Source organism: Ferrovum sp. PN-J185 (genome assembly GCF_001581925.1).
Lineage (GTDB): Bacteria > Pseudomonadota > Gammaproteobacteria > Burkholderiales > Ferrovaceae > PN-J185.
On the sequence record NZ_LQZA01000004.1, the window covers coordinates 57,862 to 82,529 of the forward strand.

The 24,668-nt window shown below is 39.4% G+C and carries 21 protein-coding genes and 1 pseudogene; 10 read left to right on the forward strand and 12 right to left on the reverse strand.

What is annotated here, in order from left to right; all coding sequences use genetic code 11:
* The first annotated feature begins 29 nt into the window (after nt 1–29).
* The 7 genes from trxA (at nt 30) to FV185_RS07995 (ending at nt 8,841) form a co-directional block, all read left to right on the forward strand.
* Nucleotides 30–356, forward strand: coding sequence for a thioredoxin TrxA (gene trxA / locus FV185_RS07965; protein WP_067496136.1), 327 nt, complete (start codon nt 30–32; stop codon nt 354–356).
* Between the two features lie 122 nt (nt 357–478).
* Entirely contained in the window at nt 479–1,738 is a 1,260-nt protein-coding gene (gene rho / locus FV185_RS07970; RefSeq protein ID WP_067496138.1) for a transcription termination factor Rho, read from the forward strand.
* Between the two features lie 97 nt (nt 1,739–1,835).
* Entirely contained in the window at nt 1,836–2,042 is a 207-nt protein-coding gene (rpmE, locus tag FV185_RS07975; RefSeq protein WP_067496142.1) for a 50S ribosomal protein L31, read from the forward strand.
* A gap of 60 nt (nt 2,043–2,102) precedes the next feature.
* On the forward strand, nt 2,103–3,761 hold the full coding sequence (locus tag FV185_RS07980) for an ArnT family glycosyltransferase (protein ID WP_067496145.1): 1,659 nt from the start codon (nt 2,103–2,105) through the stop codon (nt 3,759–3,761).
* Nucleotides 3,762–3,766: 5 nt separating this feature from the next.
* Entirely contained in the window at nt 3,767–7,489 is a 3,723-nt protein-coding gene (hrpA, locus tag FV185_RS07985) for an ATP-dependent RNA helicase HrpA (protein WP_067496149.1), read from the forward strand.
* Nucleotides 7,490–7,521: 32 nt separating this feature from the next.
* Nucleotides 7,522–7,965, forward strand: a complete 444-nt coding sequence (locus FV185_RS07990; protein WP_067496152.1) for an FKBP-type peptidyl-prolyl cis-trans isomerase — start codon at nt 7,522–7,524, stop codon at nt 7,963–7,965.
* A gap of 3 nt (nt 7,966–7,968) precedes the next feature.
* A complete protein-coding gene (locus tag FV185_RS07995) occupies nt 7,969–8,841 on the forward strand; it encodes an MBL fold metallo-hydrolase (RefSeq protein WP_197457838.1) in 873 nt (290 codons plus the stop codon).
* A 166-nt stretch (nt 8,842–9,007) separates the two neighbouring features.
* Here FV185_RS07995 and FV185_RS09470 read toward each other — a convergent pair.
* The 5 genes and pseudogenes from FV185_RS09470 to FV185_RS08015 form a co-directional block, all read right to left on the reverse strand.
* Nucleotides 9,008–9,256 (reverse strand): annotated as a pseudogene (locus FV185_RS09470) (type II toxin-antitoxin system RelE/ParE family toxin); the annotation flags it as partial.
* A gap of 18 nt (nt 9,257–9,274) precedes the next feature.
* Nucleotides 9,275–9,484: a TA system antitoxin ParD family protein gene (locus tag FV185_RS08000; protein ID WP_067496154.1), complete on the reverse strand. Its 210-nt coding sequence runs from the start codon at nt 9,482–9,484 to the stop codon at nt 9,275–9,277.
* A 367-nt stretch (nt 9,485–9,851) separates the two neighbouring features.
* Nucleotides 9,852–10,232 (reverse strand): hypothetical protein, encoded by a 381-nt coding sequence (locus FV185_RS08005; RefSeq protein ID WP_067496157.1) that lies wholly within the window; start codon nt 10,230–10,232, stop codon nt 9,852–9,854.
* 134 nt (nt 10,233–10,366) lie between these two features.
* Nucleotides 10,367–11,230, reverse strand: a complete 864-nt coding sequence (locus FV185_RS08010) for a hypothetical protein (RefSeq protein ID WP_067496160.1) — start codon at nt 11,228–11,230, stop codon at nt 10,367–10,369.
* A 35-nt stretch (nt 11,231–11,265) separates the two neighbouring features.
* On the reverse strand, nt 11,266–11,898 hold the full coding sequence (locus FV185_RS08015) for a GNAT family N-acetyltransferase (protein ID WP_197457839.1): 633 nt from the start codon (nt 11,896–11,898) through the stop codon (nt 11,266–11,268).
* A 107-nt stretch (nt 11,899–12,005) separates the two neighbouring features.
* Between FV185_RS08015 and FV185_RS08020 the strand changes: the two genes are divergently transcribed.
* Nucleotides 12,006–12,875 (forward strand): hypothetical protein, encoded by an 870-nt coding sequence (locus FV185_RS08020; RefSeq protein WP_067496166.1) that lies wholly within the window; start codon nt 12,006–12,008, stop codon nt 12,873–12,875.
* Here the strand turns inward: FV185_RS08020 and FV185_RS08025 are convergent.
* Together FV185_RS08025 and FV185_RS08030 are read right to left on the reverse strand one after the other, a co-directional pair.
* Entirely contained in the window at nt 12,868–13,440 is a 573-nt protein-coding gene (locus FV185_RS08025; protein ID WP_067496168.1) for a tyrosine-type recombinase/integrase, read from the reverse strand. The two genes, FV185_RS08020 and FV185_RS08025, sit on opposite strands and share 8 nt — an antisense overlap.
* Before the next feature lie 232 nt (nt 13,441–13,672).
* A complete protein-coding gene (locus FV185_RS08030) occupies nt 13,673–14,347 on the reverse strand; it encodes a hypothetical protein (protein ID WP_067496171.1) in 675 nt (224 codons plus the stop codon).
* A 693-nt stretch (nt 14,348–15,040) separates the two neighbouring features.
* Between FV185_RS08030 and FV185_RS08035 the strand changes: the two genes are divergently transcribed.
* On the forward strand, nt 15,041–15,478 hold the full coding sequence (locus FV185_RS08035; protein WP_067496174.1) for a DUF6641 family protein: 438 nt from the start codon (nt 15,041–15,043) through the stop codon (nt 15,476–15,478).
* On the forward strand, nt 15,475–15,624 hold the full coding sequence (locus tag FV185_RS09580) for a hypothetical protein (protein WP_156474214.1): 150 nt from the start codon (nt 15,475–15,477) through the stop codon (nt 15,622–15,624). The genes FV185_RS08035 and FV185_RS09580 overlap by 4 nt, the downstream gene beginning before the upstream one ends.
* 362 nt (nt 15,625–15,986) lie before the next feature.
* On the opposite strand, the gene FV185_RS08045 is transcribed toward FV185_RS09580, so the two are convergent.
* From FV185_RS08045 to zorA, 5 genes are read right to left on the reverse strand one after another with little or no spacing between them, the layout of a single operon-like run.
* Nucleotides 15,987–16,403, reverse strand: a complete 417-nt coding sequence (locus FV185_RS08045) for a hypothetical protein (RefSeq protein ID WP_067496180.1) — start codon at nt 16,401–16,403, stop codon at nt 15,987–15,989.
* Nucleotides 16,400–20,335: an SNF2-related protein gene (locus tag FV185_RS09725; protein ID WP_197457841.1), complete on the reverse strand. Its 3,936-nt coding sequence runs from the start codon at nt 20,333–20,335 to the stop codon at nt 16,400–16,402. The genes FV185_RS08045 and FV185_RS09725 overlap by 4 nt, the downstream gene beginning before the upstream one ends.
* A gap of 59 nt (nt 20,336–20,394) precedes the next feature.
* Nucleotides 20,395–21,876 carry an EH signature domain-containing protein gene (locus FV185_RS08055; RefSeq protein ID WP_067496186.1) on the reverse strand — a complete coding sequence of 494 codons (1,482 nt, stop codon included), beginning with the start codon at nt 21,874–21,876 and terminating at the stop codon, nt 20,395–20,397.
* Nucleotides 21,855–22,604, reverse strand: coding sequence for a flagellar motor protein MotB (locus FV185_RS08060; protein WP_067496189.1), 750 nt, complete (start codon nt 22,602–22,604; stop codon nt 21,855–21,857). Before FV185_RS08060 ends, FV185_RS08055 begins: the two co-directional genes overlap by 22 nt.
* A complete protein-coding gene (gene zorA, locus FV185_RS08065) occupies nt 22,604–24,565 on the reverse strand; it encodes an anti-phage ZorAB system protein ZorA (RefSeq protein WP_067496192.1) in 1,962 nt (653 codons plus the stop codon). The genes FV185_RS08060 and zorA overlap by 1 nt, the downstream gene beginning before the upstream one ends.
* Between the last annotated feature and the right edge of the window lie 103 nt (nt 24,566–24,668).

The window sequence follows — 24,668 nt, forward strand, 5'->3', positions numbered from 1 at the left end:
ATTCAAGTTTGTTTTTTCAGAGGAAAATCATGAGTGAATCAATAATACACGTGAGTGATCGTTCATTTGATGCTGACGTTTTACAAGCCAGTACCCCTGTACTTTTGGATTTCTGGGCTGAGTGGTGCGGTCCATGTAAATTGATCGCCCCTATTCTTGAAGAAATTTCAAAGGATTACGCAGGTAAATTAAAAATCGCTAAATTAAATGTTGATGATAACCCTGAAACTTCAAGAAAATTTGGTATCAGAGGTATTCCAACATTGTTACTGTTTAAGAATGGTAATGTTGAAGCAACCAAGGTTGGTGCTTTATCAAAATCACAATTAAGCGCGTTTATTGACAGTCACCTTTAAAAAGCGTAAATTCTGTTGCACAGTATCAGTAAATACTGTGTAACAGAACCAACAGTAATCTTAACCTTCAAATTCCACTATATATTTTCCCAAAATCATATTTTTAAATTTTTATTAATTCTATGCATTTATCTGACCTAAAAACACTTCACGTTACCGAATTAGTCGAAATGGCTATTAAAAATGAAATTGAAGGTGCCAATCGACTACGAAAACAAGAGTTAATATTTGCTTTATTAAAAAATCAAGCTAAAAAAGGCGAAAGTATATATGGAGAAGGTACCCTTGAAGTTCTCCAGGATGGTTTTGGTTTTCTCAGATCACCTGAAACCTCTTACTTGGCAAGCCCTGATGATATCTATATTTCGCCCTCACAAATCAGGCGTTTTAATTTACATACCGGCGATAGTATTCAAGGTGAAATTAGGATTCCTAAAGAAGGTGAGCGTTATTTTGCTTTAGTTAAAGTGGATGCAGTGAATGGTGAACCACCTGAACAAGCAAAAAACAAGATTCTTTTTGAAAACCTTACTCCACTGTTCCCAACAGAACCACTTATATTAGAACGTGATATCAAAGCAGAAGAGAATTTCACTGGTCGCGTTATTGATATTGTTGCGCCAATTGGTAAGGGACAGCGTGGGTTACTCGTTGCAAGCCCTAAAAGCGGCAAGACTGTTATGTTGCAACATATTGCACATTCTATTTCCTCAAATAATCCGGATGCACATCTAATCGTTTTATTAATCGATGAACGTCCCGAAGAAGTAACTGAAATGCAACGTTCAGTTCGTGGTGAAGTGGTTTCTTCTACTTTTGATGAACCAGCCACACGTCATGTACAAGTAGCTGAAATGGTTATTGAAAAAGCAAAACGTTTAGTAGAACACAAACGAGACGTGGTTATTTTACTTGACTCTATCACTCGTTTAGCCAGAGCTTACAATACCGTTATTCCCTCATCAGGTAAAGTGCTAACAGGCGGGGTTGATGCCAACGCCTTGCAACGTCCAAAACGTTTCTTTGGCGCAGCGCGCAATGTTGAAGAAGGTGGGTCACTGACCATCATTGCCACAGCGCTTGTAGATACTGGATCTCGTATGGATGATGTGATTTACGAGGAGTTTAAAGGCACGGGTAATATGGAGATTCATTTGGACAGAAGAATGGCCGAAAAACGAATCTATCCAGCTATTAACGTTAACCGCTCAGGTACACGCCGTGAAGAAATGTTACTCAAACAAGAGGTTCTTCAGAAAATCTGGGTTCTACGTAAGTTGCTTTATCCAATGGATGAGATTGAAGCATTGGAGTTTTTACTAGATAAAATTAAAGCTACAAAGAACAATGCGGACTTTTTTGATTCTATGCGTAGAGGATAGTTAAGTTCCAACATCCTTATTGCCATAAATAGCGTTTTAAGTCATAATATTGGGCTTAGTGTCGTATACCCCGACATATTGTTTAGGATAAAAGATTATGAAACCCGAAATTCACCCAGAATATCAAGACGTAACTGTTACTTGTAGTTGCGGCAACTCATTTGTTACCAAATCAACACTTGGTAAACCAAACCTCTCTGTTGAGGTTTGCTCAGCTTGCCATCCTTTTTACACCGGTAAACAAAAAATTGTGGATACTGCAGGTCGTGTTGAGAAATTCCGCCAAAAATACGCTCGTAAGTAATCATTTTATACAGCATAAAAAGGCAGCGATCGCGCTGCCTTTAGTCTAACTGGAGATCACGTGCTATCACTTCTCTCCAACAAAAAGTCCCTAAGTTTTGACGGAAAATTTACCCCAGGTAAAACCATACTCTTTGTATTAATCTGTTTTGCATGGCTTATTCCCGGTCTCACAGGTCACTCTCCCTGGAAATATGACGAAGCCGTCAGCCAAGGTATTGTTTACCACTTAAATCATGGTGGACATTGGTTGTATCCAACTTTGGGTGGAGAGCCTTATTTCAATACCCCCCCTTTTTATTTTTGGGTCGCAGCTCTAATACAACGAGCCTTTGAAGGCTGGATTAATCCTGCAGATGCAGCAAGGCTCGCAAGCGGTCTATTCATGGCTCTCACTTTTATTATTACAGCATTAGGTGGATACACTTTATTTGGTGTTAGGGCAATGCGTGCGAGCGTCATTTTGCTTATGGGCTGCGTGGGATTGTTGCTACGCGCCCATGAGATGAGTTCACATCTGTCTTGGATTACGGGTACTACCATGGTATTGGTAGCTATTCCTTGGTCGAGGAATCAATCTGTATGGGCTGGTTTATTAGCAGGAACTGGGCTTGGTATAGCGTTTTTATCTATTGGTCCAATAGCTATTGGGCTATTGTTACCACTGATGATTTTTAGTCCGATAGTTATTAGACCCGTAAAACCCAAAAACCCACTTTTTTATTTATTTGCTATTGCAGTTACTCTGGCACCTTTCTTGGTTATTTGGCCCTACGCGCTTCATTTACATCATCCACATGAGTTTCAGCAATGGTGGATTAGACTTGTAGAACCATTTTTGCATCCTGAAAAATGGTTTATTCTTACAACAAGTCCACTGTATTATCTTGGTGTAAGTATTTGGTTCGCCTTTCCTGCAGCCCCTCTTGCTTTAGGAGTAGTTTGGTATGGGGGGAAAGCCTTAAGATCAAGACCATCTATACGCTTTATTATGTTAACCATATTGTGGTTTTACTTTGTGCTGGGCTTTTGTACACAACCTAATGAATTTTATACACTAGTACTTTTAGTTCCTCTCTCATTATTGGCTGGCGGAAATATTGATTTATTAAAAAGAGGAACAGCTCACGCGCTTGATTGGTTTGGGATGATTACTTTCGGTTTAATCACCCTTGTTCTTTGGCTTGGTTGGATTGCGCAACTTTTGAATTTTCCAGAAAGTATTGTAAATGTGTTAGATGACAAATTACCCGGTTATAGAGCACAGTTTCATGTTCTGCCCTTTCTCTTTGCTTTATTTATCAGCTTATTATGGATAGTAACCATTATGCGCTCTCATCAAAATGCCAGACGAGCGTTGATAAATTGGTCTGTCGGATTAACTGTCACATGGTTATTATTAATGACTCTCTGGTTACCTTACATAGAACGTGCTAGAGGATACACTTCTGTAATGGCATCCTTATCAACTCATTTAGTTAATAATCAAGATTGTGTAGCAAGCCTTGGTTTAGGAGAACCACAACGTGGTTTACTCGAGTACTACCTTAACCTACATACTGAGCGCGAAGAAATTAATCGTGGGAAAAATTGCCACTTAATTCTCATTCAAGATAATCCTCGTCACCGTATTTATCCCTCTATAAAAGGCACACTACTATGGAGTGGATCTCGTCCTGGTGACCACAGCGAGCGCTTATATCTTTACTCTAAATCATAACTACCATGGAAAAAACTGCCTTGAGTCCAGAGTTTGATGGCTCATTGCCCATTCATGAACATCTAGAAGAGATTCAATCTCTTATATCAAGTCATCAAATACTAATTTTATGTGGTGAAACAGGATCAGGGAAAACCACTCAGATCCCTAAAATGTGTCTTAGTCTCGGTTTTGGACAAACCAAAATGATCGGTTGTACCCAACCCCGACGTCTGGCTGCACGATCGGTTGCACAACGCTTGGCCTTTGAATTAAAAACTGAAGTTGGTGTGGGAGTAGGCACCAAAATTCGTTTTCAGGACAGAGTAAACCCCAAGCTTACCTCAGTAAAAGTTATGACAGATGGTATTTTATTAGCAGAAATCCATCATGACCCCCTACTCAAAGCATACGATGTCATTATTATTGATGAGGCTCACGAGAGAAGTTTAAATATTGATTTTCTATTGGGCTATTTAAAAAATTTACTGCCCAGACGACAAGACTTAAAACTGATTATCACCTCAGCAACCATTGAAACAGAAAAATTTTCAGCGTTTTTTAATGGCGCTCCAATTGTTGAAGTGAGTGGCAGAAGTTATCCTGTGGATATACGATACCGTCCTCCTTTAATTGATGAAAATGATGAACAAGAAGACGAAGAAGAACGAGATACTAAAAGTCATCTTTTACATGTAATAGATGACTTAATGAAAGAAACCTATCAAGGAGATGTTCTGGTATTTCTTCCGGGCGAGAGAGATATCAGAGATACCCTCGATTCGTTGAAAAGACAACAACCTCCTCATACAGAAATTGTTCCTTTATATGCTAGGTTATCTCAAGAGGAACAAGATAAAATTTTTAAAACAACTGGCCAAAGAAGAATCGTTTTATCTACTAATGTTGCTGAAACCTCACTCACTGTCCCTGGAATTCGATATGTGATAGACGGTGGTTTAGTGAGAGTTAAACGCTTCAGCCAACGTAATAAAATCGATCAATTGCTCATAGAGAAAAACTCTCAAGCCTCAGCGCAACAACGGGCAGGACGTTCAGGACGTATTGCCCCTGGTATCTGTGTTCGCCTTTACAGTGAGGAGGATTATCTCAGTCGACCCGCTTTCACTACTCCAGAATTATTGAGAAGTTCTCTGGCAGGGGTCATGCTAAAAATGGCTTATCTCGAGCTGGGTGAAATAGAACACTTTCCCTTCATCGACCCTCCCTCACCAAAAGCCATACAAAGTGGACGTATTGAATTACTCGAGCTAGGTGCCATTGATCACCAATACCAACTAACAGCTTTAGGGAAACAAATTGCTAAAATTCCTATTGATCCGCATCTAGGACGTATTTTAATTGCCGCACAAGATTATCATAGCGTCACGGAAGCTCTCATTATTACCTCTTTTTTGAGTATACAAGATCCACGTGAACGTCCCTTTGAATGGCGACAACAAGCTGATCAACAACATAAACTCTTTGCTGACCCTCAATCTGACTTTGTTACTATCATAAACATATGGCATGCCTACCTAAAAGAACAAGGAAAAAGTAGAAAACAACAAATACGTTGGTGTCACGAACATTTCTTAAACTACAAAAGAATGCGGGAGTGGCATGAATTACATCATCAAATCAAACAAACTGCTCAAGGTTTTCATATCATACCTAACGACAAAGAAGCCACCTATGAACAATTACATCGTGCATTGTTAAGTGGTTTAATTAGTCAAATTGGCTATTATCATACGGAGTTAGAGCACTATCAGGGTGTGAGAAGCTTAAAATTTAAAATAAGTAAAGGATCTACTTTAGCGTCGAAAAAACCAAAATGGATTATGGCAGCAGATATTCTTGATACAGGATTGTTACAAGCACGAATAGTAAGTCAAATTCAAAATCACTGGGTTGAGGAATATGCTAAGCAATTAATGCACTATACCCTGACTCCAGGTGAATGGGATCCTCAACAAGGTCAAGCTATAGCCTATGAAAATGGCTCTTTGTATGGTTTACAAATTATAAATAGAAGAAAGGTGTCACTATCACAACGTGATCCTGAACAAGCACACACACTATTGCTTCGTCATCTGTGTGTACTACAAGAGTCTGAAAAAAACATACCTGACTTTATACGAGTTAATCATGAAACTATTGAAAATGTGGCTCTGATTGAACATAAAACACGACGCCAAGATGTACTTATCGATGAAGAGGCGATAGTAAATTTATATCGACAATATATTCCCTCTCACATTACTAAAGCACAAGAGTTACAAAATTGGTATCAAAAGCGTTCATCACTAGAAAAACAACAGCTATTATTCACACCAGACCAATTAAAAAAACATAATAGTATTTCAACAACCATCGTTTTATATCCTGATACCTTAACTATAAACAATCATACCTACGATTTAACCTATCGATTTGAACCGGGACATTCTCTTGATGGAGTAACCATTACTGTCCCACTTCCCCTGTTAGTGACCTTACAGGAGAGTAACCTCGAGTGGCTTGTTCCTGGATTGATACGAGATAAAATTCAACAATTAATTAAAGGCTTACCTCAGCAGATAAGACGTAACTTAGTTCCTGTTCCAAAATTCATCACAGAATTTTTAGATTGTTACTCAGAAAAAAATGGATCACTAAAAAACTGTTTAGAAGAATTTATTGCAAAGCGTTATCAACAAAAAATACAACCAGATAATTGGCCTAATACACTATCAGATCATTTATTAATGAATATCCGTGTGGTTGATGATTCTCTGCAAGAGATCGCTCAATCTAGGTCTCTAAGCACGTTAAAAGATAAGCTCAAGCAACGTCTAGAAAAAGAAAAACAACAACTTAGCCATCCGCTTTTACAATTAGCAGAAATCACACAATGGAACTTTGGAACCTTACCTGAGTACATTGATATTGTAAAACAAGAGATGACAGTTAGAGTGTTTCCTGCTCTCGTTAATGAGAACGATCATCTCTTTATTCGTGCTGTTGAAGATCCTACTGAAGCAAAAAATACAACGCAGCAAGGAATTGTAAGACTATTTGAAATTCAATTTAAATCTTGGTTAAATAACATTGATAAAAATTTCTCAAATAGTAAAGAAATGGGATTATTGTTATCGAAACTTGCACATCCTCCTGTTTCTCCTATTGAGGTATGGCTAAAAAAAGCATGGCTTCACCTTCTTCTAAGACACTGTTTAACTACTTTTAATACCACTATTAAAGATGAAGAAGCATTTAATCAATTCTATCTCTTTACTAAATCAAACCTAACCACCTATCTTAATCAGTTAAATAATGTTCATCGAAAGATAATCGAACTGGCAAAACGTTATTACTCACATACAGACAAGTTAAAAAAATCTTCTAATAATGTCTCATTAACAGATATAGCTACCCATTTTGAATCCTTAATGAATTGGTCAATGTGGACTAATCTGACATTTGATGAACTAATGCTGGTACCACGCTATCTAGAGGGACTCATTATTCGTCTTGAAAGGTATAGTTTAGATACTCGGCAGGATTTAGAAAAATGTAAACAGTCTCTGCCTTTTAAGAAAAGACTGACTGACCATATCTCAAAATATGGTCAATCCTCACATACTAAACAATTTGCTAAAATGTTAGAAGAATTTTATATTTCTTTATACGCTCAACCCATGAAAACCACATTTCCCATTTCGCTACAACGATTAGAGAAATATTGGACTGAGCATTTAAAATAATCATGCTACTATTTACGTTTTGAGGAGATTCTATGAAAAAACTGCTGGTTTTTTTTATTGCTTTTTTTGCTTCTTTTTTCATAGCCCATAATAGTTTTTCAGGTTCTACGGAGAAAACCACAATGACACTAGACGGCTTAACAATGATTGATCATGTGATTGGGACAGGGGCCACTGCTAAAGCAGGACGAGAAGTCTCGGTTCACTATACTGGTTGGTTATATGATCCTAACGCAACGGATCATAAAGGCCAAAAATTTGATAGTTCAGTTGATCGTAACCAACCTTTTCAGTTTCCACTTGGTGCAGGACAAGTTATAAAAGGCTGGGATGAAGGCGTGGCTGGAATGAAGGTTGGGGGTAAGAGAACCTTAATTATTCCTCCTCATTTAGGGTATGGTAGCCGTGGTGCAGGTGGTGTTATTCCCCCTAATGCCAAACTTATTTTTGATGTGGAATTACTGGAAGTCAATTAATCAATGATGAAAAACCACGTAATACATCCATTTTTTGATAAAGAGACATGGACATTTTCTTACGTGGTTTATTCCCCTAATGATGCACATGCTTTAGTCATCGACTCGGTATTAAATTTTGATCAAAAATCTGGGCGGTTTCATACTCATTCAGCTGATGAAATCATTCATTTTGTTAAACAAAACAATCTTATTGTTGACTATATATTAGAAACCCATGCTCACGCAGACCATATCAGTGCAGGTTATTATTTAAAACAAGCACTGGGCGGGCAATTGGTTATTGGTAAGACTATTACAGGTGTTCAGTCTGTATTTAAAGACATTTTCAATCTTGGCAATGAATTTATACCTAATGGAAGCGACTTTGATATTCTGTTGAATGATAAAGATTGTATTCAATTTGGTGAATCCATCTGCGAAGCAATTACCGTCCCTGGTCATACCCCTGCATGTCTAGCTTATCGAATTGAAAACTGTCTTTTTGTTGGTGATACATTATTCATGCCTGATGTAGGAACAGCACGCTGTGACTTTCCTGGAGGAGATGCGAGCTCATTGTATTGGTCGATTCAAAAACTCTACTCTTATCCTGATGATACCTTAGTTTATCTTTGTCACGATTATCCACCTCAAGATAGACAACATATTTCTTATCAGACCACCATCAAGGAACAAAAAGAAAAAAATATTCATGTTCATACTGGGGTAACAGAAGAACAATTTGTCGAGCTTAGATCAAATAGAGATAAAACATTAACTTTACCTAACTTAATTATCCCATCTATACAAATAAATATTCGCGCAGGGAAGTATCCCACTCCTGAAAGTAATGGTGTAAGTTACTTAAAAACACCTATAAATTACTTTATCTAATAAATCCATTCATCAACCAAAGAGATAAATAGTGTCCTGTAATATTTAGTTAAGGTCGTGCTGTTAGCGGATGTTCCTAGTGACTATAAGTAGTGATACTCTACTTAGACAAAAGAATATTGATCCGTATTTGCGAAAGGCTTGGAGAGCTAATGAACTATTCATCTTAGCGCTTTAAATCTCGATAGAAATTTTCATGCGATCGAAACGTTAAAAGCTTGATGCTTTCTGCATCTAAAATTCGATAAGCTAATAAACACCGCTGCTGAAATAGTCTAAATTTATAGACATATATCCCCAATAAATCTCTTAGCTTTGCTTCTCCAATAGTAGGATCTTTGCAGATAAGTTTGAGCGCGGCATCTAACTCTAACTTTTGTGGGGTATGCAGTTTTTTAGTGGCCCTTATAAAAGTAGCCGACCAGTAAACGCATTAGTTAAAAACGTAATCGCCAACAGTAGACTCTTGATCGGCAATTAAAATTTCCCGAATCAAAGAAAAAGGTAAGTCTGGATTTTCTTGGGCAATTTTGCCAATCTGAGACCAATACTCAATTTGTTTGGGCACTGAGCGATGCTCAATACTTCCAATCATTTTGGCTTGCTCAACTAGCTTTTCTGACAGTTTCACGTTAATAGACATGATGGATCTCCGTTAGAAGGTTCCATCATAGATTGAAAAGTTTATTTTTGGAACCTATATTAAAAGACTGCTTGACTACTATAAGGCAGCCAATTGCTGTTTTTGAGCCTACTTCTTGCTCTGATTGGGATTACCCGAATTTGACTAGCATTCCAGAAATTATTAACTATGGGTATTTTGATTGATAAATGCTTAAAGAAAAAGCCTCTAACAAAAAATGTTAGAGGCTTTTATGTTGGTGGGCCCACCAGGACTTGAACCTGGGACCAAAGGATTATGAGAGCAGAAGCCCATGATAGACCCCCACAAACAGGGGATCTGCGGGTGGTCAGTGTCGGTGTGTAAGCAAATGTGTAGTGAGCAAGCTTTACTTATATAACTTATACAAGGTGTCTTCAAAACTCTTAACAAGCAAGGGAGCTACTTTATTTTCCTGGAACCACTCAAGCATTGTCATTCTCGCCATCATCTGAGCCATACCAAGCTTAGGTAAGTATTGCGGATCCTTGAAAAAATTCAAAGCTATGGACAGAGCCAAATCATGTGTTGAATAGGGGATAGGGCCACTCTCAAGTTTGGTGCCGATAATTGAGATTTCCTTCTCTGACACCTCTCCCATTAATAACTCTCCAGCAAGATCAATAGCGGCAGATAAATTCGCTCTTTTTGCTGGTGGCGGGTCTCCATAAATGGCTTTAATGAACTGATCCATTGCGGATTCTTGTTTCTTGCTCCCAAATCCAAACATAATTAATCCTTAGTTACTTGTTAAATAGTCGCTCATAAAGCTTATTACATTAATAATTAATTTGAAAGAAGTTTGTATTAATAGCCCCTATTTAAGGCGCCTTATGTCTAATTAACAGAATTAGAGGGCACACTTTACTTTTTCCGGCGAAATGCTGCCAGCATTCCATTAGCCAACTCGGGGCGCTTCCTACATATTTCCTTGATTATCCTTCGCCTTCTTTTTTGCATAGCCTTTTTATAAAAAATATCAACGCTATTAGTTGCACGTTTCAAATCTGAACAAAACTTATCCGAAATCTGCTCCAACATCCTATGATCATTTTTTTGTTCAAGTACCTGTTCCGCAAGTACAAAATATCTTCCATCACGCTCCAAACAAATAAATTGCATAAATGAGGCAGATTTAGGCGTATTTAAATATTTCTTACCCATCTTAAAACTAGCAAGAGGGAGCTCGGTGCGAGCTATTAGATACTTCCGAGCTAGCTCAAGCCTTTTCTCTCTTGTTCTCTTGACTTCAACAGCTTCATCTGGGATCAAGAGATTACAAGCAGACTCCGAGCGTATACGCTCTACCCCACCCGCCTGGTCGACATACTCAGGAAATTTAGAGCTATCAATCTTATTCAGGCGAGCGGTCTCAATTGCACGTGAATAGACGTGGGCAGTTTTACGATCCGCTTGGGTTATATAACGTATGAGAACTGTAGTATCTGAAGTATTTTCCTGTGTACGGATACCGTACTTTTCAGATAAAACCTTTCTTAAGATGGCAACCTGGTCTTCCCTATCAATACTCCTATCCAACCGTTCAGCTAAGGCATAAATTTTTCCAAGTAGCTCATACAAGGCTTTTCGACCTGAAATGATATATCTATCATTAAATTCTTCATGTTCACGTGCTAATTCATCAGCCTGGCCAATTAAAGTCTTAGCAATAACTAGACTAGCTTTCTTGAATGCATTTATTTCTTGCACTTCATTAATCAAATTCATCACTATTCCCTTTCATTATTCTAGTGATATGTGGTTCAAGAAAAAAGCATACTGGACCGGTTTATCTCGGATACTTTTTTACTAATAACTTCTTCAAAAGAATTTAAGTAGCATCTTGAAAGACCATTGCCACTTCGTACCTCATACGTAAATCCAAATTTGTTGAAATAACGTTTCTTTTCCTTATATCGATCCTCCTCCAGGAAAATCGACTTAACCTGGTTATGCCTCAAAACATACTTCATCAGTTTCGATGCAACGCCGTGACTTCTATATGGTGGCTTCACATATACTTCTGCAATACCCCAAATCTCACCGCTATAAAGCCCCTGGAAATAATCTGTGTGGTTAGTAATACGAATAAAACCCAATTCCTTATTCCCAATTTTTGCAATAAACATACGAGATTCTTCTGGATCATAAGAATTAAGTTTTAATTTTCTAGCCTCGCCTGAATAGGCCTTTATAAAATAACTTGACCATTTAATTTTCTCCGCTAATTTAGTTACTTCAATCACTTCTGGATCCAAAACCCCAATCTCTTTCGAGTAACCCAATTTTGATTCCGAGGGAGATTTCATTCTCAGATTCATAAACCCCTCATACCACTCCGCAGAGTGAGTAATAGAGGGCTTGCTGATTAAATTTTGACTTACGGTTTTCATCATTGATTCCTTCATTAATCACGGGAAGACCCCGTATTGAAAGAATCTCATTTATTACTGTTTGTAAAAATTACCATATATATAAATCACTATTCTGGTAATATTTAAATATGGCAAATCGACAAAAATTACCTCGTTTTAAGGATCAAGGCAGTAGTTGGGAGAGCGCCGGCTTATACGCAGCTATTGATTGGCGCTATGACGCCTTGGTTGATTACTTAAAACTTAGTCCCAGCTACAAGCTGGTGTCTGAATGGACTAAAAGGGGGCAAAAAACCCTGCCCACCAATTCGCCTCGGGATTGGAGCAAGCTCACTAAGACTTATGAGGATTTTGGGGATGTTTGGCGCATACCGGAGAGTCGTTGGTGGGATAGTCGCGGACGAGAACTCTTTGGCATTAAAGCAGCAAAGACACAAAGCTTTACCGTGGGCAAATCTGACGATAAGAATCTTATGAGTGGCAATATTATTTCTAACTCACAAAAGCTCTGGGAGGATATGGCTCAGCCAGAATGTCTCATCGTTGCTATTCCCACTAATCAAACCAAACAGATGGTACTAAGGCAAATTAATGCAATCATAAGAAGTAATACTTTTATTACGTCAAAACCCAAGCTTGTAAAACCGAAATACGAGCTGGTACGATCAAAACTGCGTGAACCCACCATTAAGCTAGGCACCATTGCATTAAAGATGTATCAAGTAGGCAAACCACTTTGGGCCATAGGAAATGAGCTAGGTTTATCGCCAGCTCATGCAATTCAAATTGATAAAAATGGTAAACCTATTTCTAATGAGCTTAATTTGCCAGAAAAAAAGATGCGCTTACAAGTACTCGCTAGCAAATTAATTGCAAAAGCAGAACTTATTGCTGAAAATGCTGCTCGCGGACGCTTTCCCACAGATGCCCCTTGTACATTTGCTATCAAGTTTGAATCAAAGACCCGTAAAGTAGGCAGACCCAGCAAAGTTAAATGAGTTCTACTGCCATGCGCTTCATATCGTCATTCACATCAATGTAAGCCTGCGTAGTACTGATATTGCGATGACCCGCTAGACTCATGAGCACCCTAACTCCGATGCCTTTACTTGCAAGGTTAGTAATAAAGCTTCTACGCCCGCTGTGACTAGTAGCACCAGATATACCAGAAGCTTTGTAGATACTTTTAAAGTGTTGCGTCAGCGTATTGGCTGTAAAGCCTCGCTTTGGGTGCTTTTGCGTGGGGAAGAAGGCATGGTTGCGGTCTTTATTGGTGATCTCATTGGCAAACGCTTGTAGCTCTGCTTTTAAGCGCTCATTGAGAAAGACTGTCCTTGGGTGGCGTCCCTTGGTTTGCTCCGGCAATAAGCGGATCTCACTTTTCACCTGGTTTTCAGGGTCTAAAACATCGCATATACGTAGGGCTGCTACTTCCCCTACTCTGAGCCCACCCCAATGGGTTAATAGCAACATAGCACGGTTACGTACGCTGTGTTTGGTGGTTTTTACATATGTCAAAACTTGGGTTAGCTCTGTACTACTAAACGATTTTGCTTGTGGCATATAGCTGTCCTTTAATTGTAATAAATACGCAGCTACAGTATGTTTTCTGATGTTTGGTTTGGACAACCGACTATGGCTTAAATGCCACAGAAAAAAGGGCTTTCGATTTCAATGACTTACAAGATAACTACACTTTTGCATGAAAAAGTGTAGTTTTTTATTTAGCTACTTTTTACTGGAAAACTATGGCGCAAATGACAAAAGATATGGCTCAAATGCCATGATCTTTGCGTTAGCGGAACAAAGCTTCTGAATCCTTACTAATCTGCCAGTCACCCTGGGAATCTCGCTCTACAAGATATATTTCCTGAGAATCGAAATTTGAGCACTGAAATTCACAATCGCAAGTAAGGCCGTTATAAGAAATTGATTGGACATCTTTCTCGAGATCATCAGCCAAGCCCAACTGCCAAGTGGCGCCTGAATAATCTGATGATGTATCTAGGTCTTTTAATTCCAGTCTAAGATTTTTGATGTCTATAGGAGCATCCGTTTCAAAGCCAGCATTTAAAGTTGCTAGGCTATATCTATCAACGACCACTAATGCATATTGATCTGAAGCTATTTCACCATCCAGCTCATTTATAGTCTCATCGCTGTAAAACAAGATGTTTCCCATTGAGTCTTCAAGAGAGGCATCTTCATCATCCACATTTCTAACTTCGGCCATCTCAAAAGTTTTGCCATCAATTTCGATAGAAATTTCACGAGGACCATCAAATACATCTATGCCCCAACAGATTAATTCACCATCAATTCCTTTTAGATTGAGAATCTCATGGTATTTTTTGGGAGTATTAGATTTTGAATTGGCCTTCAAGGCCTGCAAAGTGGTCTTATCAATGCAATAAAGATTGATCTGCACTCCAGGACCTGAGATCTTCATCTCTAAGTTATGTTTAGACATAATTCACATTTTCAATTGAGTTAAGCCATTCTACATAATAAGGCGAATGGCTTCGCCTGTGATTTCGCTTATCGCTCATCACATTTTTCATATCTTTGATGATTTTCGCTAGATTCAACCTACACTGAGCCTTAAGCAACAGGCTCAGTAATAGGAAAGGACTTTCGCTGAGTTCTTTGCTACACCACTTATGGGCACAACCAATTTGGGAAGGGCGGTTTCGCTGTCTCCTTTTATGTGCGGCTTGAAACGCAATATATACAAAAGCAATAAGTGGCTACCTTTGCACTAAATCGCAAGTTCGCTGTGTAAGCTTCTTGCTCGTGATCCATAAAACTAGGTTTTATGATCTTTGTGCTAATTTATATACTTGATTCATATTAGTCAGCAAGGCTAATGGCGTCCTGTAAAGGATAGTGAATTAAGTCTCTGCTACCGCCCAGAATTTCCGTCTCCGTGATCAACAATGTCCAGTTTTCGGGTGACATAACGACTAGGTGTCACAGCCCTTGTTTCGGTAGTAATAAGTAATGGCATACAAAACGTTCTTTTGTTTTGTCGTCATAGTTATTTAGCAAACCACACAAATTCCTGCTTAATTCTGGATTCTTTTGGTTGCCTATTTTCAGGTTGCTCAACCCCTATTTCTGATCATATTGTTATATGTGCCCATTCACTATTAAGGAGCCATACATGAGCACACTAGAAACACTGAAATTCGTCAGCGTTACTAAACCCACTAAATTACCCGCTGTTGTCCAGAGACGTAATAAGCTATCCGATAAGCTGTGGGAACAGATCCAATTAGCTGAAGCTAAAAGCGCTGGCACAAGCTATGCCCCATTAAAAACCAAACGATTAAAAGATATTGAAGGCAATATCAAAATCTTAGAAGTGCCAAAACGTATCAAGCCTTGGTGGTTTACTGCCCAAAATGGCAAGTCCTGCCTTGTTGTCAGGTACGGATCCAAAACGCTAGAAATATCACAAGGTAAATCGACTATTGAGCTAGATAAGCCCGATGAGCTTATACATATATTAGAGATGATTAAAACGGCTGTAGAAGCTGGCGAGCTAGATGCACAAATAGAGCGGGCAGCTGGACTGCTTAAAGAAGGGTTTGCCAAATGAAGAAATACTTATTATGGGTACGTATTAACCAAACCCAAACAGCCCATACGGTTGTGTATGCAGAAGGTCAATATCAAGCCAAGCAATTGGGTGAGATGCAGTACGGTATAGGAAATGTACTTAATTACACAGAAATTCATGAATAATAAGCATTAGGTTAAATACAGTAATGCGCTTCTATGAATTTGGCATTAAATCCATTAAACCCTTATCAGCCCTAACTCCTGAAAAAGCACGCCTTGCCCACCTCAAGCAATCGAGCGAACGAGCCAAAAAACTTTATAAGGCTGAACGAGAGCGGCAAAATCTTATTAAATCCCAGCGTAAGATTTTTAATCTTTCGAGACCTTGATTCATTTCGAGTGAAATCAGGCTGGTTTTTGGCGGTTCTAATTGCAAAATAGCACTGAGCTGCTATGGGGTTGAACAAGTATGCGAGACTGGTTTCAGATGACTCTGCCACCGTTACTTAAAGTAACGCCTAAATGCCACGATTTCAGGATAGGTGCTACCAACTAATTCCATCATCCTGAAATGGCTCAGGAATTATTAAATCCGCCATTACTGTCCCTGCAGTTATAGCTTTGGGTACATGCAAATCATTTAAATCATAAAATGCATTTAGTAACCTAAAGCAATCAATAACCGAATGACGAGTTGATATAGACTCAATTTCTAGATTACTTATATTTGAGGTGCCTGAATATATTTCAGAGTGAATGCCATATATCCACTTGTCTACGAGTGCAGCATTGCTGCCTGCCAGCATTGCAAGTGTCCTGATAGAAAAAAAATTGCTAGCACCCTTTAAAATTTCTGCAGCAAGATAGTCATTACCCTCAAGTAAAGCTTCTTCACTGGCTTTAGCTGCCCATGCAAGTACTTTTTGATCGTCCCTTTTATCCCAATTCCAACTTCTACTCATACATTGGCCGAAAATTTAGATGTGTTCATATAAAACTTAAAAATTTCCTCATCTAAAGCAAGCTGCTTAAGCTTTACTTTGTTCAACAATTCAATCAACTCAGCCCTTCCAATCAGCTTTACCCCTAAAGTATTAGCTTGTTGAATAGCTGTAGAGTTGAATTTTTGATTGGTGATTGCAACCTTTTGAAACATTACGCCCGGATGTCGTGCTTGATAAGCCGGACTACCAGCAGCAACCTCTTTAACCGCATCCCAACCCAGCTCATCTTGCATACTATATTTGCACTGACAAATCATTCCTTTGCCATCATTACCAATAACAACGATATCGATGCCACCGTCGCCTCTTTGCTTCTGGGTAATGTAGGCTTTATTTGGATAAGCGCCAAATAAAAGCTGACAAAATACTTCAAACGTAGCTCCATCCAAAGTATCCACACGGCTTATATCAACTAACTTATCCGCGTCAACTTGAATACCGCCAGGTCCACTATCAGGCATCAATGTTCCGGTTGGGATATCAGAGCCCACTCCATCTAACATATCTCCAGCAAGATCCATCTTTAAAGTCATCAATCGATCTAACTTGGCGTCAAAGGTCACAAAGTCTTCAGCTGTAATAGTTGGGCAATAAACATATACATCCTTGGTCTGCCCAATGCGATATGCCCTATCTGTTGCTTGACCCTCTTTAGCCGGATTCCACGTTCTCGTGAAATGAATAACATGATTAGCTGAAACTATGTTTACTCCAAAGCCAACGGCTAATGGCGAGAGAATGATTACGCCAAAACCTTCGCGTGATTGGAACGCATCAATTAAATCCTGTCGATCATCAATATCTCCATTAATAATCTGCGCGGAAAAATCAAAGCGCTTACGAATAAACATAACCAATGATCTTTGAATTTCCTTAATATCTGTGAATATGATTACTTTTTCTTGCTTTTGCGCGATTAATTCCAGGGTACTCAATAGCCACTTTAGTTTTGGGGCATTGTTTAAATGGGCGTCTATTCCGTTTACATCAATAGTAAACGTTGTCTTTGGCAGACAATATGGCTCAGAACACAAGGCTCTTACAAAATGTAAAACTGCAAAAGAAACATTCGACCTTCTTTTTGCATCCTTTTCTTGGGCTGCTGCAGCGATTTGTCGTAATCCCTGCGCATATAAATTTCTCTGATGATTTGAAATAGGCACAGATAACCTTTTTCTAAGGGCTCCATCAAACTCATATTCATCATTTGAAACCAGTATCTTCTGAGGCAACTCATCAGCAATATCGCTCTTCATCCTTCTTAATATCTGAGGGCTAACTATTGCACGCAGATGTTCAATTACTTCTGCTGCCTTTTCATCACCAGCTTCCTTCGCTTCAATGGGCTTTCTATATGTTCTACCAAATTCGTCTAATGCCCCGAGCAAACCGGGCTGTATAAAGTCAAACAAGCACCACAAATCTGCCAAACTATTTTCTACAGGCGTTCCTGTACATGCAATTCTAAATTTAGCTTTCTGCTTCTTAGCTGCTGTTGTAGATTGCGCATTAGGTGTTTTAATTTTTTGAGCTTCATCACAAATCATGAAGGTAAATTCTTGTCTGGCTAAACTAAATTCATAATCTCGAACAGTTTCATATGTGGTCAAAACTACCTTAGCAGAACCCAACCAATTTGGTGTTAATAAATTAACGATTTTTTTATCTAATAATGACTGGTCAATAAATTGCTTAGGCTGTCTTCTAGCGCTCAATCCTTCAGCATGGAGCAATAAAATCTCTGGAAAATTATTAAAAAAGTTCCTAGCTTCATTCTTCCAGTTTTGCATTAATACCGGGGGAGCAACAATTAATGATGGTGGCGCCTCAGGATTGCGTTCATAAAACCAAGAAAGCAATGATAGAAGTTGTAATGTCTTCCCAAGACCCATGTCGTCAGCCAACAATGCACCTCGACAATATTCTGGAGCCTTTGAATACAAGTACTGCATCCAAGCTAATCCATCTAACTGATGTTTTTTTAACTTAATTTCACTCTTCAGATCAGTAGGCAATTGAGGCGAAAAGCCTTCGGGCACCTTAAGTATTGCCGCACGCATTTCCTCTGCCGCAGTTTCGCTATAGTCAAGCTGTGTAATATTGACTTTCACCAAGAGTGTTTCTTTGCGCCCCTTTCCGGGCGGGTTTGGACTTGGCGGAGTTGGGCCAGGTGGTGTCGGCCCTGGAGGAGTTGGGCCAGGTGGTGTCGGCCCTGGAGGAGTTGGGCCAGGTGGTGTCGGCCCTGGAGGAGTTGGCCCCGGAGGAGTTGGGTCAGGTGGCAGAGGGTCACCCCCTGAACCAATAATTCCAAGTAAAACCTTTAGATCTTTTACCAAATCAATAGCTTCAGGTATTGAAAGAGGAATTGGTAATCGGGGATCGGCAACTTTGTCGACACCTGCTGCCTTTGCCTGCTCAATCTTGGCCTCAAATTCCGTTACCCATATTTCATCAACAGCTATAAAAACAGGCGCTGAGCCTGGAGTTAATGAAACACCGAGAAGCGGTGGCGCCCAAGAGGAGTCATCTCCACCCTCTTTTTTTATGTAAGCTGAGTAGATGGGTTTTGCAACTCCAATACCATCAATTCGCCCACCATAATTATCGAGAGCATAAATGTCGTTAAAGTCTATGAAATTTTTTACCTGATCTTTCCAAACATTGAACCAAGCCTTAGCACTATCCAATGTCTGATAAAGATCACCATCAACATCAATTACAAAATTACGCCAAGTAAAAAATTGACGCTCTTCCGAGAGAGCCGATTCAATTTCTTGTATTAACAAGTTAAGCTCATGGGCAGTTGAAATAATTGATCTATCGGCCTTCGCCATTCCATCTTCAAGATTTTGATAAACGCTTGCTGTTACGCTTTCAATGGCACCCTTTGAAATATCTGGAAATAGTGATATTCGAGTAGAAAAGATTCCAGCCTCTTCTTTGGCTTCTTGTATCTGATTCTCATCCAATACTTTGGAGGCAGCCTCACCAAGATAAGCGAAAGGATTTCTAAGAAAGGCTTCAGCCTTACTACCAGCAACTTTGCGCCCATCAAATTGTGTTTTGATAACCGTTAGAACATCTCGTATCGCCTCAGGAAAAATGACCCTTGTTCTGCCTGTAGCCGTTGGAAAATCACTGTGTTCAGGAATGAATTTGAATGAATCAAATTGCCCCATCCAATCATCAGGTGCCCCATCAAAATATGGTTCAATTGTGACAACACTGGTTCCCAGAGCTTGCGCTCTGATGTAACGCATCTTTAGCAAGCTTGGAACTAAAACAATGGTTGCAGCCAAATAAGGTGAAAGCTCTGCCTTTGCTAACAAGGCGAATTTGCGAGCCTCACCCCACAATATTTCATTTTCAGATTGAGAGCGTGACTGGGCTTCAAATCCATGATTGCGACTAATAAAGTCTATTAATTGCCAAGAATCCTTTGATTGAAGTGAGTAAGTAGACCCATCAACAAAAGCACCTCCAAGCCACTTTCTAACTCTAATGCTACGGCCTGAAACCTCTCGCCAACCATCAATTCTTAACCTAAAGAACTTATCTGCAACTGTTCCATCTTCCCCAAGAATTGGGATTGAATGATCAATCTTTGGAAGCGACAGCAGATATAGAGAATCTTCATGTTCAGCATCTTCGAATAAAGCGTAAAGATCAGACCAAGGAATAGCTATCTCGGAATTATTGAATGCTGCCACGCCATCGGACACTAGCTGAGCAAGGTAAATTAACTGCTGACTACCAGAAACAGGATCGGTTGCAATATCCATTAACTGACTCGAGGCACTTAACCCGATATTAACGTCAATAAGGTAAGAGATCCTATCGTTAGAAAATGCAGGTTGAATTAACTTTTGGGAAGATGGATTATTACCCATTTCCTCGAAAACATTTTTAACTTCGGGACGTGATTTAAAAAGCCTGCTAAGAAAATTCATCAGAAATATTTGTCAATTGAAAATGTGGTTGTTCCTGAACCCACTTTACCAGCTCGGACATCATCAAAGATGCCAAATGCAGGCAATTGATAGGTTCTAGCTTTATATTGCCATCCCTCTCTATGAACTATGTCAGGACCTTTGGCGCTACCAGTGTAATAACGCTCTTTTAAGCCTCTTTGGCTAGTTGAGGCATCAAGACTAACGGCATTTACATTAAATGTGTTTTCCCCTTTTTGATAGATGTAGCATCCACCATGGGGATTAAATTCAACAATTAAATGTCCGCTAATTTCCATAATGAATGCATCTAGCGAAGACTCGCCTTTCGCCCCCATTAGATTGGCATATGACTCGACATCATTTTTAAAGTGCTCTTTTAACTCTGGATGTGCCGTCAAATATCTGCGCATATCCTCGCCCAATACAAGTCGAGTAAAGGTTATTTGATTTATATATTGCATCCAAAAATCAACTCTTCCATGTAGATCTGGAACACCACGGCGCTTAAGTAACTCAAAGAACAGCCTTAGATTGGCCTCTTGTACCCAAGTTAAAACCATTCGCCAAGTTGGCTCTGACACGTGAATCCATTTGGAAGCTCCTGTATTTCGTAGCTTGGGACTCTTCCATGTTTCTAGGGCAAATTCTTTGAGCTCCCTGTGAACCCGTATATCTGAGGAAGCCCGATATCTATCCAATAAGGCACGCAGTCCATTATCTAAATAGGATGGATGCCTTTTAAGTAGGGCAATAATAAGTGGGATAGATTCTTTAAACTTAGCATCTGATTGAGATAACGAAGCCTTTAAGCATGACTTAAAAAATTCCTCCCAAAACCAACTTGTATCCGGAATATGCAACTCCTGCTTAATTTGCTTAACCCGAACCTCACTTCCGGCAAGCCACTCAGCGCCATAAACCTCGCATGGTGACTCACCAAGCAAATGCTGATTTGCCTCAATACTTTTCATCCAATTAGTTGAGAAAGCTGCATTCTTTTTTACATCTGGCCAAGTTTTAACTAGGAAGCTCCTTATAGCTCGCTGGGAGCTAAAGAAACTATCCCCTTGGTAATTCAGCTTTTGCGCCTGAAAATAAGATTGAAAAACGCCGAACCAAAATATTCCATCAATCTCATCACTTTCAAACTCTTTTGCATAACGATCCAAAAGAGACCTTAGCTTTTCAGAAGCTGAGGCAACAGATATGCCGCCTAATTCAGAAATGGGTTTTGTTAAAACAAATGAGATGATTTCATACTCGCCAACATCACCATTTAACGAGCCATCAAGAAAGTTACGTGCTGCAGCATAAGCAACTTCATCTTTTGGTTTCAAGATGAAAGTAAATTCATCAGTTATTTTTTTATGGATTTTAGAAAGCTTGGGATAACTCTCCCCACGATCACTCTTCAATTCATATTGAAAAGTACTATTTAAATCAGCAAGTGAATTTTTTAATAGGTCTGTGAAGGACATACGCCAAAATCTTTTCCAGATAAATCAATCGTAGATTCCTCTTGCCTCTTTTTATCGTCACCCAACTGCCAGAATTCAAGCTTTAACTCAGCCCGCCGACTTTCTTCATCGCTTCTTTTCTGCGAGTTAAATGAAAAGCCGCCGACAAGAAAAAGGCTTTTAACTTGATTTTTATCATCTAGCGATAATCCGCCAGTTCCATCAGGATCGGTTTTGGCGAGTTCGCAAATAACCTCTTTACTGCGCTTTAACGACAGGTCTAAGTTAGTCATATAGTTACCAGTTTTACTGGTATACCCCTCAACTATCACCCTTCTGAAAAACTGCTTACATTCATTATTCTTAACTGTTTTAAGTACTGTTGGGATATAGTCCCTTAAGAACTTTGAGGCTTCTGAACTAATTCCGTGCTTGCCATCATCAAATTTAACGATTGACCCCAAATCAATCCGTATTGCATCTCCCTTGCTATATTCAATACGAGCCTGACCAGGAAAGCGTTGGTTTGCAATTCCTTGAAGATCTTTTGCGCAAGCTGAAATCGTTGCCTCTCTGGCTGCTTCGGCAGCATATTGATTTTCATACTTCTTTTTCAACATCACAATTGTTACCGCCATAACTACTAGAAAAAGTGTCATGCATGCAGTCATTAGATCTGAATAGGAAATCCAAAAGGGCTTCTCACCTTCATCCTTGTACGACTTCTTGGAAGATCTTTGGTTAAACATTATTCAGACTTTTTAAGCTTGGCGACTGACATCAGCATTGACTGAACTGCACCCTCTAAGGCGCTTAAGGAGCCCGTTAACAAAGTATCAGACGACACTTTGAGCGCCTCGACCTGGGCTACCATTTCCTGCCCAAACTGCTGGAATGATCCCTTGAGTACCGAATTAACTTGATTTAAATAGTCAGTACTTTGCTTTTCAGCAGTTTGCAATGAACCTAAAATTCTCTCCAGATCTGAAAGCATTTGCGTGCTTAATCCAGCTTCTTTTTTTGCGTTTTCCACAAGAGCTTGAAGCTGGAGCACGTAACCCTGAACAGATTCCCGAGACTCATCATATTTCTCGAATGCAGTTCTTACCGATGCAGAAGCCATTTGAAGCGTAGAGGCTGTTTGCTCTAATTGATCAGTTACCACACGACTCTTATCAAATACACCTCCGATACTATCGCCAGCCTTAGTGAATCGATCTGCTGCATCACGCATCACAAGAGCTCCGTCATTCATTCCGGATATTGCAACGGTGGCAGCATTTTGAATGGCTTTAATATTTTCCTCGGTCTTAAAAGCAGCATCCTTCACATCGCCCATTAACTGAACAACGTTATCAGTTAAGCCGCTATAGAGACCTTCTGTTTCTGCCACTAAGCGCTCTGCCCGGGCCTTATCTGCTACAGCCTGATTCTCTCTTTCTGCAGAAATTACGGAGATTGATTTCTCAAGCTCAGATAAGATTTTTTGCATAGTCTCATCCATTGCCTGCTTCGTTTGATTTTGCTGCTCAAGGATTAACTTACGCAACTCCTCAACAAAACTGCGCAACTGTTGGTTCATCTGCTCTTGTGCAAGAGCAGCCTTAGACATTGACTCCTCCATCTTCGCAGACATTTCAGATGTGGCTTTTTGACCAGCGCCTGAGATATCCGTAATCAAACGAGTCATTGCCTCTTGAACCATAGTCATAGAGTCAGATGACTTCTGAATTGCTGTATTGATATTCTGAATTTGAGATCCAAAGGTCTCATCAATTTTTGCCATAAATGCGCTCAGTAAATTCTCCAGCATGCCTGTTACAGCACCACCCTGCTCACCCGATGCTCTAGCAACGACCTCCATCAGATCCTTCATCGGAGCATCTAGACTCTCTTTAATAGCACCCGATACCTGTGATGAGAAGTTTTGTGCTGACTGAAGCTGAGCATTGATTTGTTTATCTGCTACCTCATGCATTAACTGCTTTAAATCATCAATTAATGCATCCTTAAGGCTTGCTGTATTGGCTGAGCTTTTCTCAGAGGCGCTAACTAACCTATACAGATACTCCTCGCCAACGCCTTTTGAAAATAAATCATCAATTCGATTGTTAACAGTCTCTAATAGCCGGTAACATTTATTTAATGTAGTCTTCTCAAAATATGTAATACCGATAGCTGCAAGAATTGCAATTCCAGATCCAATAAATGCAGAAGTTACTTCATGCAAAAGTAACTCAAGGGTTTTATCAGGCTCTACAGGATTAAATTGAAATAGACCCCAGACGAGACCGCTAAAAGTTCCAATAATTCCAATACCAGTCAATATGCCTGGTAAGTGCCTAAAAAAATCAGCATCAATTTGAGTATCTACCACCGACTCTTTAGAAAAATAAAGCTCCGAAGTGGCCGTAGCTCTCATTGATATTGGCTCGCCATCTGGTGCCCTCACTAAATGCAGAGTATCTTCATACTCAGCCCATAAATGCCTAAATGGCTCTACAGAAAATATGGGTTTTAAATTAGCTATATCCAATATTTGAATATTTTCTTTTTTATACTTTTGGAGTCCATCAGCAATCTTGACTAGTTCCAACTGAAGTTTTTTTGCTGGATTTTGATACTGAGTAATAAAGCGGGATAGTAGAAAACCAATAACCGCTAAAACTGGCGCCAAAATTAGCCAATTTAAATTTCCTAAAAAACTCATTTTTTACTTCTTTCTTTTGTGTTTTTATCTAGTATAACACAGTTACACCTTAATTATTCTATTTTATATAGGTAATTTATCTAAGGGGCTCAAACTATGAGCT

Bases quoted from the DNA above. Each gene is read 5' to 3' on its own strand.
- rpmE (WP_067496142.1), top strand. From the start codon at position 1,836: ATGAAACCCGAAATTCACCCAGAATATCAAGACGTAACTGTTACTTGT.
- FV185_RS08055 (WP_067496186.1), bottom strand. From the start codon at position 21,876: ATGTCCTTCACAGACCTATTAAAAAATTCACTTGCTGATTTAAATAGT.
- FV185_RS07990 (WP_067496152.1), top strand. From the start codon at position 7,522: ATGAAAAAACTGCTGGTTTTTTTTATTGCTTTTTTTGCTTCTTTTTTC.
- FV185_RS08015 (WP_197457839.1), bottom strand. From the start codon at position 11,898: ATGATGAAAACCGTAAGTCAAAATTTAATCAGCAAGCCCTCTATTACT.
- FV185_RS07995 (WP_197457838.1), top strand. From the start codon at position 7,969: ATGATGAAAAACCACGTAATACATCCATTTTTTGATAAAGAGACATGG.
- FV185_RS08000 (WP_067496154.1), bottom strand. From the start codon at position 9,484: ATGTCTATTAACGTGAAACTGTCAGAAAAGCTAGTTGAGCAAGCCAAA.
- FV185_RS08045 (WP_067496180.1), bottom strand. From the start codon at position 16,403: ATGAGTAGAAGTTGGAATTGGGATAAAAGGGACGATCAAAAAGTACTT.
- trxA (WP_067496136.1), top strand. From the start codon at position 30: ATGAGTGAATCAATAATACACGTGAGTGATCGTTCATTTGATGCTGAC.
- FV185_RS08005 (WP_067496157.1), bottom strand. From the start codon at position 10,232: ATGTTTGGATTTGGGAGCAAGAAACAAGAATCCGCAATGGATCAGTTC.
- FV185_RS09580 (WP_156474214.1), top strand. From the start codon at position 15,475: ATGAAGAAATACTTATTATGGGTACGTATTAACCAAACCCAAACAGCC.
- hrpA (WP_067496149.1), top strand. From the start codon at position 3,767: ATGGAAAAAACTGCCTTGAGTCCAGAGTTTGATGGCTCATTGCCCATT.
- FV185_RS08035 (WP_067496174.1), top strand. From the start codon at position 15,041: ATGAGCACACTAGAAACACTGAAATTCGTCAGCGTTACTAAACCCACT.
- FV185_RS08030 (WP_067496171.1), bottom strand. From the start codon at position 14,347: ATGTCTAAACATAACTTAGAGATGAAGATCTCAGGTCCTGGAGTGCAG.
- FV185_RS08010 (WP_067496160.1), bottom strand. From the start codon at position 11,230: ATGAATTTGATTAATGAAGTGCAAGAAATAAATGCATTCAAGAAAGCT.
- FV185_RS08025 (WP_067496168.1), bottom strand. From the start codon at position 13,440: ATGCCACAAGCAAAATCGTTTAGTAGTACAGAGCTAACCCAAGTTTTG.
- rho (WP_067496138.1), top strand. From the start codon at position 479: ATGCATTTATCTGACCTAAAAACACTTCACGTTACCGAATTAGTCGAA.
- FV185_RS08060 (WP_067496189.1), bottom strand. From the start codon at position 22,604: ATGTTTAACCAAAGATCTTCCAAGAAGTCGTACAAGGATGAAGGTGAG.
- FV185_RS08020 (WP_067496166.1), top strand. From the start codon at position 12,006: ATGGCAAATCGACAAAAATTACCTCGTTTTAAGGATCAAGGCAGTAGT.
- FV185_RS09725 (WP_197457841.1), bottom strand. From the start codon at position 20,335: ATGGGTAATAATCCATCTTCCCAAAAGTTAATTCAACCTGCATTTTCT.
- zorA (WP_067496192.1), bottom strand. From the start codon at position 24,565: ATGAGTTTTTTAGGAAATTTAAATTGGCTAATTTTGGCGCCAGTTTTA.